This window comes from Priestia iocasae, from assembly GCF_016909075.1.
GTDB lineage: Bacteria > Bacillota > Bacilli > Bacillales > Bacillaceae_H > Priestia > Priestia iocasae.
The window spans coordinates 122988-136467 of record NZ_JAFBFC010000008.1 but is presented as its reverse complement, the minus strand read 5'-3'; the positions used below and the strand labels follow the sequence as shown (position 1 = coordinate 136467).

Below are 13480 nucleotides of genomic sequence, written 5' to 3'. Positions count from 1 at the left end.
CAAAGCCAAATGAAGAAAAGCCAAAAGATTCATCTTTACGTGCAAAGCTCAATAAGGAAAAGCCAAAAGATGAATCTGTACGTGCAAAGCCAAATGAGAAAAATTCCAAAGGTCCTCTTCTAAACGAGAAGCCAAATAAGGAAAAGCCAAACCATTCGTCGTCACACAAAAGCAATAGTCCTTCTGATTATCAAACGAAAAAAGCAATTGAGAAAAGGACGCTCTAACAAGAGAGCGTCCTTTTAGCCATGTTATGAAGTTTTATTTATTGCCGCCTAAGTGAGCTTGCGCTTGTTGAACAAGACGTTTTGTGATTTCGCCACCAACAGATCCGTTGCTGCGAGCCACTGTATCAGAACCTAATGTTACCCCAAATTCTTGAGCAATTTCATTTTTATATTGATCTAAAAATTGTTCAACACCAGGAACAAGTAATTTATTCGTTCTAGCCACGATGTTCATCTCCTTTTTCTAATAGTCAACGACATAATCGTTGTATTACTAGCTTTTCTTATTCATTTTTTTTCATGCTGGTAATGGTTTGTAAGATAACCAGTTTGAAGGAATATTGTTCGTATAAACAAATAAGAAAGCCGCGCCTCCTTTAAAGGAAACGCGGCTTTTAGGTTATTTATTACTTTACAAGTGAATATTGCTCAACTGATTGTAAGAATGATTTTTGTAACGATTTAACTTGCTCCATATAAGCTTCAGACATTTGTTGAAGCTCTTCGCGAGATTTCTTTTGCTCTTCAACTAATTGAGAAACAACTTGTTGATACTGACTTTGTGCTTGTTGCACAAAGCTGTAACTATTTTTACTTTGGTCAACTGATAATTGTTGAAGACGATTTAATACTTCGTGTGTACGGTTTGACCAATCTTCGTAAGAATCTGCCACAGCGCCACCAGCTGTTTTACGTAATCCATCAACTGTTTTAGAATGTAAGTCTTCTAATTCTTGCTTCCATTGTTTATCTACTTCTTGAAGCTGTTCAATTGATTTTGTAACAAATTCGTTTTGTTGTTGAATGGCTTGTAATGTCCATTGCTCTACTTGTTTGTTACCTTCTAAAAGCGTGTGTAAGCCTTTTGACCATTGCTCCCAAACTGCATCAACTAACGTATCATACTTTACTGTTGTCATCATTATTTCCTCCCTAGAAATGAGTTTTGCGAACTTTTACAAAACAAATGGGTCATTGGAATATTACGGATGATGATTTCTAAGGTGCTTACACTGTGGTGAACATTCCGATTAGCTCGCTTTTCTATGTTTTTATGTGGAAACACAACAAACTTTGCTGTGTGAGTCCCTTTACTGTTTTTCTTCCTTCTCTTTTTCTTTCGATGAAGAAGAGGTAAAAGGGAAAAACATATCGGTGTAAATTTTGAAAAATGAGTTGAGCATATTCTGATATTGCTCAAGTGAATTTGCCCATAGTTGCAAATACTGCTCACCCGCATCCGTTAAGGAATAAATGCGACGAGCTGGACCATCTGATGATGTGTCCCATTCAGATTTGATTAAATTGTCTTTTTCTAGTTGTCTTAATGTGCGATAAACATTTCCTTGATCAACTGATGTGAATCCATAGTTCATCAGCTGTTGAATGAGCTTATACCCGTGTAAGTTCCACCCGCGTAAGCTCAATAGTAAAAAAGGAATCATAAAATTTTTAGGAGTACCACTTATCGCTTTTTCTAAGTTGGGTGTTGTGGAGTTTTTATCTTTGTCACTCATAGACAAGGGACCACCCCTATTCAAAATATAAGTAAAATTGTATCTATGTGTAATTTACACCTAGATGATTAGAATGTCAACCAGTATATGGATGATTTGTTCAGAATAGGATGAAAACACATCTTTTTTCACCCATTTCACCAAAAGAATTGATATATTTTGTCGTTACATTTAATAGAAAGAGTAGTAAGAACTATTGAGAAAGAAGGGGAGTAGGTTCAAAAAAGCGAGCATATTAGAGTGGAAATTACCTTATCTTTATATCTATCGCGATAAAATCATGGTTTAGTAAGTAAACTTTTTCAATAATTAGAAAATTCCTCTAGGTGAAAGGAACGATTTTTCCTCTTTCGACATAAATCGTCAAAAGCTATCAAAATCTATCAAAGATTTAGAATTGTTTATTATCAAAAAGCAATTTATAATAGTGGTAGGCAAGATAGTAAAAAATTTCATATTCACGTAAAAATGTGTCAGTTGCATGTTTCATTTACTGCTTCATTTGTGAATAAGCAAACGAAAAGATGTTTGCTATGACGTTTTAGTTCTTCAAACCTTGTCGTTCTATTGACATGCTTGAAGGAAGAACCATCACTTTTAATATAAAGGGAAAGGAGATGGAAAAGTGGATCAGCAAAAAGTATTTGACCCATTTTTAGCTTGGAAAGAAGTATACGACAAGACGGAATCTTATTGGGGCAAGGTGATTGGTGAGAATATTCAACGCGATGAGTTTTCACAACTTTTAGGAAACGTGTTGAATATGAATCTACAGTATCAACAAGCCGTAAATGAGGTAACAGGTCGTTACTTTGAGCAAACAAACATCCCGACAAAGGATGATGTTGCAAATGTTGCTTCATTGGTGATCAACGTTGAAGAAAAAATTGAAGGGCTAGAAGAGCGCTTTGACGATTTTGAGACGAATCAAGAAAACAATGCAGCAGTAAGAAGAGAATTAAGCAAAGTAAAAAGCGACATGAAAGCGCTAGATAAAAAGCTAGATCGCGTTTTAGCAGCGCTTGAAGGTCAACAACAACTTCAAGAAACACTTCAAGAAAAGCTTCAAGAACAACTTCAACAACAGAGTGAAAAGCTTCAAACGCAACTGTTAGAGCAACAAATGGATTTACTCGATCAATCAACAGCACCTCAAACAGAAAAAAGCAAACAAGAAGTGAATAAATAATCGTTCACAAGTTTGCAAGGGAAAAGAACAAACACTACTGCTTTTATTTAAATTATGCATTTTACAAAAACTTATAGCTGAAGCAAGGGGGATATGAATCATGATTTCATTACAAGACAAAGTAGCAATCGTCACAGGTGGTTCAAAAGGAATTGGAGCAGCAATTACAAGAGAGCTTGCTTCTCAAGGGGTAAAAGTAGCCGTAAACTACAATAGCAGTAAAGAATCTGCAGAAGCATTAGTAAACGAAATTAAAGCAAACGGTGGAGACGCAATTGCGGTTCAAGCCGACGTATCTTATTCTGATCAAGCAAAGAATCTAATTGAAGCAACGAAAGAAGCATTTGGCCAAGTAGATATTCTTGTTAATAATGCTGGTATTACACGCGATCGTTCGTTCAAAAAATTAGGTGAAGAAGATTGGAAAAAAGTAATTGATGTGAATTTACATAGCGTATATAACACAACATCTGCTGCGCTTACATATCTTCAAGCATCTGAAGGTGGCCGCATTATTAATATTTCTTCTATTATTGGTCAAGCTGGTGGTTTCGGTCAAACAAACTATTCAGCTGCAAAAGCAGGTATGCTTGGTTTCACTAAATCATTAGCATTAGAGCTTGCTCGCACAGGCGTAACAGTCAATGCTATTTGCCCTGGTTTCATCGAAACAGAAATGGTTCTGGCAATTCCAGAAGACATTCGTGAGCAAATTGTTTCAAAAATTCCAACTCGTCGCTTCGGTCACGCGGAAGAAATCGCACGCGGCGTTGTATTCTTATGTCAAGACGGAGCATACATCACAGGTCAACAATTAAACATTAACGGTGGTCTGTACATGTAAGGATTGCTTCGGCAAATATAAAGCTGTGTTAGCCCTGACATTTGTCGGGGCTAAACAGTTATTACATCGGTGGGTAGTCATGGAAACTAAAATTAAGTATTCACAACATACTGTAGAAAGGTTGTGTAAATTCATGATGACGGCGTATTTAACGGAATGGGAAAAATACATTAAATCAATGCCAAGTGAATATAAAAGTCAAGTGAATCGTTTTAAACGTGCATTTGAAATTGTGGCAACCGAGCCAGAGCCAGAAGTAGGCTTAACGCCAAAGGAAGTCATTTGGAAGAAGAATAAATCAAAGCTTTATCGCTACACGCCAACACAAAAGAAACTGCATAAAACACCGATTTTAATGGTGTATGCAATGATTAACAAGCCGTACATTTTAGACTTAACACCAGGCAACAGCCTTGTGGAGTACCTTGTAGATCGTGGCTTTGACGTGTATCTTCTTGACTGGGGTACTCCAGGATTAGAAGACAGCCATATGAAGCTAGAAGATTATGTGGTTGATTACATTCCAAAGGCAGCAAAAAAAGTATTACGTACATCAGGCGCATCTGAATTATCAGTATTAGGGTATTGCATGGGTGGAACGATGACGTCTATTTTTGCAGCGTTAAACGAAGACATTCCATTAAAGAATTTAATCTTCATGACAAGCCCATTTGATTTCTCAGAGACAGGTCTATACGGTCATTTCCTCGACGAGCGCTACTTTAACTTAGATAAAGCAGTGGATGTACTAGGAAATATCCCACCTGAAATGATTGACTTTGGTAACAAAATGCTAAAGCCAATTACAAACTTTTACGGTCCTTACGTGACACTGGTGGATCGTTCTGAAAACCAACGCTTTGTTGAAAGCTGGAAGCTGATGCAAAAGTGGGTAGCAGACGGTATTCCATTCCCAGGTGAATCGTATCGCCAATGGATTCGTGAGTTTTATCAGCAAAATAAACTCATTAACGGTGAGCTTGAAGTTCGTGGCAAAAAAGTAGATCTTGCGAATATTAAAGCGAACGTATTAAATATTGCTGCAAGTCGCGATCACATTGCAATGCCTCATCAAGTTGAAGCATTGATGGATGTGGTTTCAAGTAAGGATAAAGAATACAAATTACTTCAAACAGGTCACGTGTCGGTTGTATTCGGTCCAAAAGCCGTAAACGAAACGTATCCAACAATCGGTGACTGGTTAGAAAAACGTTCGAAGTAACACGAAAATAAGTTTAGCTAAGGTGTGTCAATTGAGGGCTTTTCCTCCTTTGGCACACCTTATTTGTGTGTAAATTTTAAGTAGTTGTCAGACACTAAAGAAAAAGTGTAAGGGGTACGAATATGCATTTATATAGAGGGAGTTTGTATTGGCCCACTACGTATTTACAGGCTCCAACGTATAAGCCATTACAAGAAGATATTTCGTGTGAGGTTCTCATTATTGGAGGCGGAGAATCAGGGGCCAAATGTGCATACTTTTTAGCACAAGCAGGTGTAGACACAGTCTTAATTGATAAACGAAAAGTAGCGCAAGGTAGTACGAGCGCGAACACCGGTCTTGTACAGTATGCAAATGATAAAACATTAACGTCCTGCATTCATTCATTCGGTGTAGAAAAAGCGGTTCGCCATTACCGATTGTGTCAGCAAGCGGTGGAAACACTTGAAAACATCGTGCCCAGTCTACCTGTTAATCCAGATTTTATTAAGCGTGACAGCTTGTACTTTGCTAGCAGTGACGCCGATGTTCACATGCTTAAGGAAGAATATACACACCTTTTCTCGCATCAATTTTCAGCTTCATTGTTAACGGCGGAGCAAATAAAAGAACAATATGGATTTAAAAAACCTCTTGCTCTTTATACAGTAGGAGATGCAGAGGTTAATCCATTTAAGCTAGCCATAAGCTTTGTTCAAGATGCGGTGACTAGAGGATTACGTGTGTTTGAGCAAACAGCGATTGTTGGGCATCAGAAGCTAGAAAGTGGCATGGATATGATAACCAATCATCAACACCGTATTCGAGCAAAGCATGTCATCTTTGCTACTGGGTATGAATCACAAGCCATTAAGCCTGATAAAAATGCCATTCTAACAGGTTCATTTGCGATTGTAACGAACGTCATTGATCACTTTGAAGGATGGCACCATCATTCTCTTATTTGGGAAACCGAACGACCTTATTTATATTTGCGTACAACAGTTGATAACCGAATTATCATCGGTGGATTAGATGAAGAAAAGTTTGACAAAGAAGCGCTTGATTCACGGCTCATTCATAAACGAGAGTTATTACTACAAGAATTAGCATTATTGTTTCCTCAATATGCTCATGTAAAAGCTGAGTTTGAATGGGGTGCTATTTTTGGTTCGACTCATAGTGGTCTGCCAATGATTCAGCAATATGAACAATACCCAAACTGCTACTTTTTGCTTGGTTATGGAGGAAATGGAACGGTCTACAGTGTCATACTGGCACAAATTTTACGCGATGTTATTACAAAAGGACATCATCCCGATCTGTGTCTGTATCAAGCCAATAAAAACAGCTGAGTCAAAAGAGAATTCTAATGACTCAGCTGAAAATACTTGCTGTTAGTTTATTCATTCTACGCCTTTTTCTGTCTATATTCATATGCTTCAATGAGCAAATCGACAATGTGAACAGCTCTTATGCTGTCACTTAATCCTTCTCGCTCGATGCCAAGCTTCATTTGAAGCAGGCAGCCTGGGTTTGCCGTGGCGATGGTCGTGGCGTGTGTTGCTTTTGCTTGCTCCATTTTATGATCTAAAATTTGCATCGACATGTCAGATTCGACAATGTTATAAATACCGGCAGATCCACAGCAGCGGTCTGCATCTTTCATTTCGGTAAACTGAACACCTTCAATCGCACGAAGAAGCTGACGTGGCTCACCGGATGTGCGCATAACGTTTTGTAAGTGACAGGAGTCTTGATACGTAATGACTTGATTCGGTAATTGTAAGAGCTGCTTATGAAATTCGAGCTCTACTAGGATGCTCGAAATATCTTTTAACTTCGCCACAAATGCTTTTGCACGGTATGCCCACTGAGGATCATCTTTTAACAAGTGATCGTAATCAATTAAAAATCCTCCACAGCCACCAGCATTTGTAATGATGTAATCGATGTTCTCTTTTTCAAACGCGTCGATGTTTCGTTTTGCTAGCTCTTTTGCTTGTGCTTTTTCGCCGCTATGTCCGTGAAGAGCCCCGCAGCATGCTTGTGTTTTCGGAATGATAATTTCACAGCCAGCAAGCTGAAGCAGCTTCGTTGTGGCGTCATTTGTTCCCATAAACATCGTGTCCATTAAGCAACCAGAAAAGAAGGCAACTCGTTTCTTTTGTGTTCCTTGTGCTTGTAAATAAGTAGGGCGGTTTTTCATTTGTTTTAAGGTTGGGACGTTCGGTAGCACTTTCTCCATTGTGGCTAAATGGTCTGGTAACACCTTTAACATGCCGGTTTTGCGAACGACTTTTTGTAAGCCAGAACGTTGGTACACACCAAGTAAGCTTGTCGCAGCACGCATGCGATTTTGGTGAGGAAACATGCCTTTGAACACAACGTTACGGATGGCACGCACCGGTAGTGAATGCTTTTTGTTTTGCTGAATAATGTCGCGTGCTTCTTCTAATAAGTGACCATATTTTACACCTGATGGACAAACAGGCTCACATGCACGACAGCCAAGGCATAGCTCAAGTGAACGCTCGACATCTTCATCAGGCTCAATGATGCCATCTACAACGGCCTTCATAAGGGCAATGCGGCCGCGAGGGGAGTGTGACTCTTGATAGCCAGACTCAATATAAGTTGGACAAGACGGCAAACAAAAGCCACAGCGCATACAGTTTAGTAGCTCATCTTCATTCATTTGTTGTTTAAACTTCTCTTGAATCACTTCACGCTCTTTAACGGTTGTCATGTTGTCACCACCACACGTTTACGCTCATCTTTGGCGAAGATTTTACCTGGATTCATAATGTTATTTGGGTCAAATGCTTGCTTTAACGTTTTCATTGCTGCAATTCCTTCTTTACCAAGCTTTAATTCAAGATAGGGCGCTTTCATTTCACCGACTCCATGCTCACCTGTAATGGTGCCACCAAGCTCAATGGCTTTTTCGAAAATCGCTGCAAAAGCTTGTTCCACACGCTCAATTTCATCATGATCACGAGAATCGGTTGGGCACGTTGGATGAAGGTTTCCATCACCAGCGTGACCAAATGTACAAATTTTCACGTTGTATTGTTCGGCAATGTCATTGATCGCTGTTACCATTTTGGCAATTTCAGAACGCGGAACGGTCGCATCTTCTAAAATCGTTGTTGGCTTTAAACGTGCAAGTGCTGATAGAGCAGAGCGACGTGCTGTACGAAGTGCATCTGCTTGTTCCTCTGATTCGGCTACTTGAACGGAGACGGCTTGTTCTGATGTACAAACTTGTGCAATCTTTTGAATGTCACGGTCTACCACTTCTTGAGGACCGTCTTGTTCAATGAGCAAAACGGCTTTCACGTTTGTTGGCAAACCAATCTTCACAAAATCTTCGACAACTTGAAGCGTTGGTTGATCTAAAAACTCTAGTGTGGTTGGAATGATTTTGTTTGAAATAATCTTTGATACTGAACGAGCGGCTGCTTCTAAGTCTTGATAAAGAGCTAAAATCGTTTTCTTCGTTTCTGGCATCGGTACAAGCTTTAGCGTCGCTTCTGTGATGATACAAAGTGTTCCTTCTGATCCTACGAACAAGCGCGTTAAATCATAGCCCGCGACGTCTTTTGCAAGCTTTCCGCCCGTACGAATAATGTCCCCATTTGGCATCACGGCTTCTAGTGCAATCACATAATCACGTGTGACACCGTATTTTAGCCCACGTAAGCCTCCGGAGTTTTCATTAATATTTCCGCCGATGGTTGAGATTTTCATGGAGCTTGGATCTGGTGGATAAAACAATCCTTTTTCTTCAACCGCATGAATCATATCAAGCGTAATGACACCTGGCTGTACCGTTACGGTTAAGTTTTCTTCATCAATTTCAAGAATTTGATTCATATGTTTAAAGAGGAGGACAAGGCCACCCTCTGTCGGACAGGTTCCTGCACAAAGATTTGTACCTGATCCACGTGGAACAATGGGAATATGGTTTTTGTTACAAATCTTTACAATTTCCGCTACTTCTTCTGTATTTCGAGGGGCAATGACCGCATCTGGCATGGATTGAAATTGCGGTGTCGCATCGTATGAATAAACAAGTCTACCTACTTTGGAATCATCATAGTTTTCCGAACCTACAAGGTGAATGAATTGTTGTTTCGTTTCCACTGTAATCATTTTTATCTCATCCCTTTGCTTATCGTCTTATTTTGGAAGCGTGTAAATGCTTTCTTTTGTTCATCATAAAAAAGAAAAGAAGGGATATCTATAGATAAACATCTAAAAAATATCCCTTCTTTTAATTAATTTTTGTAGATTCATCTAAGAACTGTAATGCTAAGTATAAACTGACCACGTCTGATGAGGATTTTAAATTTAACTTCGTTCGTTGTTCAAGCTTTTTTATCCGATAGTGGAGGGTATTAATATGAATATGAAGCGCTTCAGCCGTTGCTTTTAATGACATATTTTCATCGAAATACGCTTGAAACGTTGAAATCAGCTCGACATCTTCTATGATAGAACCGAGTACGCGCTGAATAAAGTCCCGCTTTGTTTCAGCCGAGATGTCTTTTAAGCACATTTCAAGACGCAGCTCTTCATCGAAAACAATTCGATTATGTTTCATCGCGACCGTTAACGCTCGCTCTGCTTGCTCATAGGAGTGTAATAGTTGATCACTCAAAACCGGTTGTCCAGCTCCAAGAGAAGTGCAAAGGTGCCATGTATCTTCCATAAAGGCTTTCATCTTTTTTATTTTTTGTAAGGTCAGATCTGTTGTTGTATGTTCATCGACTGTCTGCACAATGAGAAGTCGGTCATTTCCCCAGCGAATGATTACATCTTGTTCGTTTAAAAAAGGATGAAGCTGCCAAATGTCTTTTTGAGCGAGGGTACGATTATGATGAAAGTACAATAAAAGGATTTGACGCTTTGGCTCAAGGTTAATTTGTAAAAGCTTCGCTCGCTCAAGAAATGCAGCGGTCCAATCTTTTAAATGTAACCAATCAAACACAAAGGCTTCGAGCATGCGTGAGCGCCACTCGTGCTGTTCGTTATAGTAATTATCTTGAATTAATAGTTCCGTCATTTTCCGCAGTAGCTGTCCATATGGTAAAATTTGATCAGGGTTACCGGTAATGCCAATGACACCAATGACATCATGAGAAAAAAAGATGGGCAAATTAACGCCCGGTTTAACACCCTTCAGGGCATTTGTATCTCCTTTGGTGATGACAACGGTTCGTCGTTCTTTTATACTAAGAAGGGCACCTTCATGAAAAGCACCAACACGCTTTTCGTCTGTGCTTGCCACAATGGAACCATTTGTATCCACGATGATAATATCTTCATCTAATAATTTCTTAACTTCATACATAATTTTTTGGGCAAGTGAAGGTAATAAAAGCACAGAAAATCCTCCAGTTTGTTTAGTTTGGCAATCTACGCTTCATTCATTATAACAGAATGCGAAGAAGTGGCGTAAAAGGAACAACAGTGAGCTTAACGTCGTTAATCTTTTGAAAGAGTGTTAGTTAAAAAAGTGAACGTTTTTTGTTCAACAGTGTCGTTGCTTTTTAAATAATGCTTTTTTCGGAAACACTTGTATAAAGCTATAGTCGAACAATTATCAAAAAAAGGAATGTCTATCATGTCCCAATTATTCTCACTTAAAAGAAGGTTTAGGCAGATGTCTTCTGCTCAAATCATTTTCACGTTTTATTTAGTGGCTGTAACCATAGGCTTTTTATTATTAAGTCTACCAATCGCGCACCGACCAGGTGTTGATTTATCGATTATTGATACTCTGTTTGTGGCTGTGAGCGCAGTAAGCGTTACAGGACTTACACCGGTTTCTACTCCAGATACATTTAGTGTGCCAGGCTATTTTATTTTAGCGTTTGTTTTTCAAATTGGCGGTATCGGTGTAATGACCTTAAGTACATTCATTTGGCTATTAATTGGAAAGAAGATTGGTTTGAAAGAACGTCAACTGATTATGACGGATCATAACCAATCAAATTTATCAGGCTTAGTCAATTTAATGCGCAATATTTTACTTATCATCTTTTTAATTGAAGCAATTGGCGCGATTGTGTTAGGGCTTTACTTTTTGAATTATTACCCAACATGGCAAGAAGCTTTTTTACATGGTTTCTTTGCATCCGTTAGTGCGACCACCAATGCTGGCTTTGACATTACAGGAGCGTCATTAGCGCCTTATGCGACGGATTATTTTGTTCAAACCGTTACGGTCATTCTCATCACGCTAGGAGCCATTGGATTTCCAGTGCTCATCGAGGTGAAGCAATTTTTCTGGAATTTAAAAGAGAAAAGGCGATTTCAGTTTTCTTTATTTACAAAGCTGACGACACTTATGTTTTTATTGCTATTAGTCATTGGAACCGTGTTAATTTCCACTTTAGAGCGCTCAGCCTATTTAAGTGGAAAGGCGTGGCATGAGGCGTTCTTCTACGCGTTTTTCCAATCAGCCACAACAAGAAGTGGTGGCTTATCGACAATGGATGTGAGTGAGTTCACGATTCCGACGCTGCTTGTGATGTGTGCCCTTATGTTTATTGGTGCATCTCCAAGCTCGGTTGGAGGAGGAATTCGAACGACAACCTTTGCGCTTAACATCCTATTTGTTTATCACTACGCACGTGGAAGAAAAACGGTCAAAATATTTAGACGTGAACTTCACGAAGATGACATCATTAAATCACTTGTTGTGACAATGCTCGCTGCTTTTATTTGTTTCAGTTCAGTTGTGATTTTATCGTTAATCGAATCATTTTCATTGATTGAAATTATGTTTGAAGTATGCTCAGCATTTGGAACAACTGGATTATCAATGGGGATTACATCGGGCCTTTCCACACTAGGGAAGCTGATTATTATTACCTTGATGTTTATTGGTCGAATCGGAATGGTCTCATTTATTCTAATGATGGGTGGACCTCGTGTGCAGCCAGATTATCATTATCCGAAAGAACGTGTCATTATTGGATAGAGAAAAAGCAGGTGCTCATCATGGTAAGTAGCTCTGATCATGTGGAGAAAACGGAAAAGCGTAGGCGCAACTCCATTCACCGTAAAAAAGCTTGGGATATCCCAAGCTTTTTGTTTTGATTCTAAAGCACCCGTTATTTAAAACATTTGTATGATATCAATGGTGTTTGATCATTAAGTTGTTTCCTATCTCAAGTTGTTTCGTTGATTTCTCTTCATTGTCACAGTCCAATATGACTTCACCTGAATGCTTTTTAGCTTCTATGAACGAAATAGTCCTCAGTCCAACTTTCTCATTTTTAATCAATTTAAAACATTCATTTCCAATCCATCTGTTCGATACCTTAAATCCTTTTGTACTCTTTGCCCATTTCTGCTATTTGCAATAAACGGTTCATTCAGTTGAAGAACTGAATGTTCATAATCTTTAAGTGTATTTTACCATATTATGTTATGGGCTCTTGGTTTTTCTCATAACAGACTGAAAATTGCCTAACAGTTAACAAGTCAAATAGCGTTCATAATCACAGAATGCCCATTTGCTTTTATCAGGATGGGCGTCTGTTTTTTTATGGTGAAAAAGGACGAAAATAACGCTGATGAACTAGCAGCTCCAAAGCCACATTATAAATAGAAAGGTGGGGCATGATGAAAAGAAAAAATGAATTATCCATCGATGAAACGCTCCCTCATCAAATGGCTGCTCCTTCCTTTAAAGGAACAGGAATCAAGATGCAGCAGCCATTTTTAAATGAATATGGCGTGATGATTGGGGATAGCTTTTATGATTCAAAGCAATCTCCATTAAACAATTGGAGTGACGATGTGGATCCTGCAATTATGGCAGGAGATCAATGGGTTCATCCAACAAATGATATTGGGTGGAACACAAGCGAAAACCGTGATTTACTTGAAGCGAAGAAAGCACCAGAATCCCAAACATTTACACATCCTGATAAAGATGTCGGGTACGGCTCTGATTAAGAGGGAATCATTACAACTTATGATGATTGATCAGTTGCGCATGATAAGAACGAAGGGATGGCTCGATTAGCGGGTGAATACCTTCGAGTAAAGAAACGTTAGAGAGTGTGAAACCAAAGGGGGATGACGATCATGGCAAAACGTAAAGTAGCTCATGATGCGGCAACAACAAACAACAATACACCTACTGAAAGCTTACCTGACACTGAATTTTCAATGGCATACAGTGGAGAAGACGCTATTAAGGGTGCAAACCGCAACTCGAAAAAAGGTCGTCAAGGAAAGTAAACAGGAGGGGTCCATATGCATAAAAAAGACAAAGTTAAAAACCCAAACAAACACTTAGCACATAGCGAAGCGAAACAAACGCAACTTTTACAAGAAGAATTTGGACAAGAAATGGGCGATATGAATGCAAGCAAATTCATTGAGCTTGATGCCGAAGCAAAAGCGCGTAAAGAGAAGTGTGAAACAGATCGGTAAAAGCGAGCCTGAATAAAAAAATCCCTTGTCTCTCCATTCCGT

Annotated in this window: 14 protein-coding genes and 1 pseudogene; 9 read left to right on the top strand and 6 right to left on the bottom strand. The window is 39.0% G+C overall.

Going from position 1 to position 13480, the window contains the following annotated elements; all coding sequences use genetic code 11:
- A pseudogene (locus tag JOC83_RS18045) lies at positions 1-227 on the top strand (hypothetical protein); the annotation flags it as partial.
- Between the two features lie 34 nt (positions 228-261).
- Here the strand turns inward: JOC83_RS18045 and JOC83_RS18040 are convergent.
- The 3 genes from JOC83_RS18040 to phaQ form a co-directional block, all read right to left on the bottom strand.
- Positions 262-453: a small, acid-soluble spore protein, alpha/beta type gene (locus tag JOC83_RS18040; RefSeq protein ID WP_205188791.1), complete on the bottom strand. Its 192-nt coding sequence runs from the start codon at positions 451-453 to the stop codon at positions 262-264.
- 181 nt (positions 454-634) lie between these two features.
- Positions 635-1147, bottom strand: coding sequence for a polyhydroxyalkanoic acid inclusion protein PhaP (gene phaP / locus JOC83_RS18035; RefSeq protein ID WP_205188790.1), 513 nt, complete (start codon positions 1145-1147; stop codon positions 635-637).
- A 171-nt stretch (positions 1148-1318) separates the two neighbouring features.
- Complete coding sequence (phaQ, locus tag JOC83_RS18030; RefSeq protein ID WP_205188789.1) at positions 1319-1744, bottom strand: poly-beta-hydroxybutyrate-responsive repressor; 426 nt, start codon at positions 1742-1744, stop codon at positions 1319-1321.
- Between the two features lie 625 nt (positions 1745-2369).
- Here phaQ and phaR point away from each other — a divergent pair.
- The 4 genes from phaR to JOC83_RS18010 all read left to right on the top strand — a co-directional run bounded on the left by phaR (position 2370) and on the right by JOC83_RS18010 (position 6333).
- On the top strand, positions 2370-2933 hold the full coding sequence (gene phaR, locus JOC83_RS18025; protein WP_205188788.1) for a polyhydroxyalkanoic acid synthase subunit PhaR: 564 nt from the start codon (positions 2370-2372) through the stop codon (positions 2931-2933).
- A 100-nt stretch (positions 2934-3033) separates the two neighbouring features.
- Positions 3034-3777 carry an acetoacetyl-CoA reductase gene (gene phbB / locus JOC83_RS18020; RefSeq protein WP_205188787.1) on the top strand — a complete coding sequence of 248 codons (744 nt, stop codon included), beginning with the start codon at positions 3034-3036 and terminating at the stop codon, positions 3775-3777.
- 136 nt (positions 3778-3913) lie between these two features.
- Complete coding sequence (phaC, locus tag JOC83_RS18015) at positions 3914-4999, top strand: class III poly(R)-hydroxyalkanoic acid synthase subunit PhaC (protein ID WP_205188800.1); 1086 nt, start codon at positions 3914-3916, stop codon at positions 4997-4999.
- Positions 5000-5121: 122 nt separating this feature from the next.
- Positions 5122-6333 carry an NAD(P)/FAD-dependent oxidoreductase gene (locus JOC83_RS18010; protein ID WP_205188786.1) on the top strand — a complete coding sequence of 404 codons (1212 nt, stop codon included), beginning with the start codon at positions 5122-5124 and terminating at the stop codon, positions 6331-6333.
- 56 nt (positions 6334-6389) lie between these two features.
- Here JOC83_RS18010 and JOC83_RS18005 read toward each other — a convergent pair whose 3' ends face one another.
- The 3 genes from JOC83_RS18005 to JOC83_RS20300 all read right to left on the bottom strand — a co-directional run bounded on the left by JOC83_RS18005 (position 6390) and on the right by JOC83_RS20300 (position 10370).
- Positions 6390-7727 (bottom strand): (Fe-S)-binding protein, encoded by a 1338-nt coding sequence (locus JOC83_RS18005; RefSeq protein ID WP_205188785.1) that lies wholly within the window; start codon positions 7725-7727, stop codon positions 6390-6392.
- Positions 7724-9136, bottom strand: coding sequence for a glycolate oxidase subunit GlcD (gene glcD / locus JOC83_RS18000; protein WP_205188784.1), 1413 nt, complete (start codon positions 9134-9136; stop codon positions 7724-7726). The genes JOC83_RS18005 and glcD overlap by 4 nt, the downstream gene beginning before the upstream one ends.
- A gap of 121 nt (positions 9137-9257) precedes the next feature.
- Complete coding sequence (locus JOC83_RS20300) at positions 9258-10370, bottom strand: CdaR family transcriptional regulator (RefSeq protein ID WP_338038944.1); 1113 nt, start codon at positions 10368-10370, stop codon at positions 9258-9260.
- 279 nt (positions 10371-10649) lie between these two features.
- Here JOC83_RS20300 and JOC83_RS17990 point away from each other — a divergent pair, with 279 nt between their 5' ends.
- The 4 genes from JOC83_RS17990 (at position 10650) to JOC83_RS17975 (ending at position 13438) form a co-directional block, all read left to right on the top strand.
- The gene (locus JOC83_RS17990) at positions 10650-11972 is read left to right on the top strand and encodes a TrkH family potassium uptake protein (protein WP_275580452.1); all 1323 of its coding nucleotides are present in this window, start codon (positions 10650-10652) and stop codon (positions 11970-11972) included.
- Between the two features lie 647 nt (positions 11973-12619).
- Positions 12620-12955 carry a DUF3905 domain-containing protein gene (locus tag JOC83_RS17985; protein WP_378913135.1) on the top strand — a complete coding sequence of 112 codons (336 nt, stop codon included), beginning with the start codon at positions 12620-12622 and terminating at the stop codon, positions 12953-12955.
- A 132-nt stretch (positions 12956-13087) separates the two neighbouring features.
- Complete coding sequence (locus tag JOC83_RS17980) at positions 13088-13243, top strand: hypothetical protein (RefSeq protein ID WP_205188781.1); 156 nt, start codon at positions 13088-13090, stop codon at positions 13241-13243.
- Positions 13244-13258: 15 nt separating this feature from the next.
- Complete coding sequence (locus JOC83_RS17975) at positions 13259-13438, top strand: hypothetical protein (RefSeq protein WP_205188780.1); 180 nt, start codon at positions 13259-13261, stop codon at positions 13436-13438.
- The last annotated feature ends 42 nt before the right edge of the window (positions 13439-13480 follow it).

Bases quoted from the DNA above. Each gene is read 5' to 3' on its own strand.
- phaP (WP_205188790.1), bottom strand. From the start codon at position 1,147: ATGACAACAGTAAAGTATGATACGTTAGTTGATGCAGTTTGGGAGCAA.
- phaQ (WP_205188789.1), bottom strand. From the start codon at position 1,744: ATGAGTGACAAAGATAAAAACTCCACAACACCCAACTTAGAAAAAGCG.
- phbB (WP_205188787.1), top strand. From the start codon at position 3,034: ATGATTTCATTACAAGACAAAGTAGCAATCGTCACAGGTGGTTCAAAA.
- phaC (WP_205188800.1), top strand. From the start codon at position 3,914: ATGACGGCGTATTTAACGGAATGGGAAAAATACATTAAATCAATGCCA.
- JOC83_RS18010 (WP_205188786.1), top strand. From the start codon at position 5,122: ATGCATTTATATAGAGGGAGTTTGTATTGGCCCACTACGTATTTACAG.
- JOC83_RS18005 (WP_205188785.1), bottom strand. From the start codon at position 7,727: ATGACAACCGTTAAAGAGCGTGAAGTGATTCAAGAGAAGTTTAAACAA.
- glcD (WP_205188784.1), bottom strand. From the start codon at position 9,136: ATGATTACAGTGGAAACGAAACAACAATTCATTCACCTTGTAGGTTCG.
- JOC83_RS17990 (WP_275580452.1), top strand. From the start codon at position 10,650: ATGTCTTCTGCTCAAATCATTTTCACGTTTTATTTAGTGGCTGTAACC.
- JOC83_RS17985 (WP_378913135.1), top strand. From the start codon at position 12,620: ATGAAAAGAAAAAATGAATTATCCATCGATGAAACGCTCCCTCATCAA.
- JOC83_RS17980 (WP_205188781.1), top strand. From the start codon at position 13,088: ATGGCAAAACGTAAAGTAGCTCATGATGCGGCAACAACAAACAACAAT.
- JOC83_RS17975 (WP_205188780.1), top strand. From the start codon at position 13,259: ATGCATAAAAAAGACAAAGTTAAAAACCCAAACAAACACTTAGCACAT.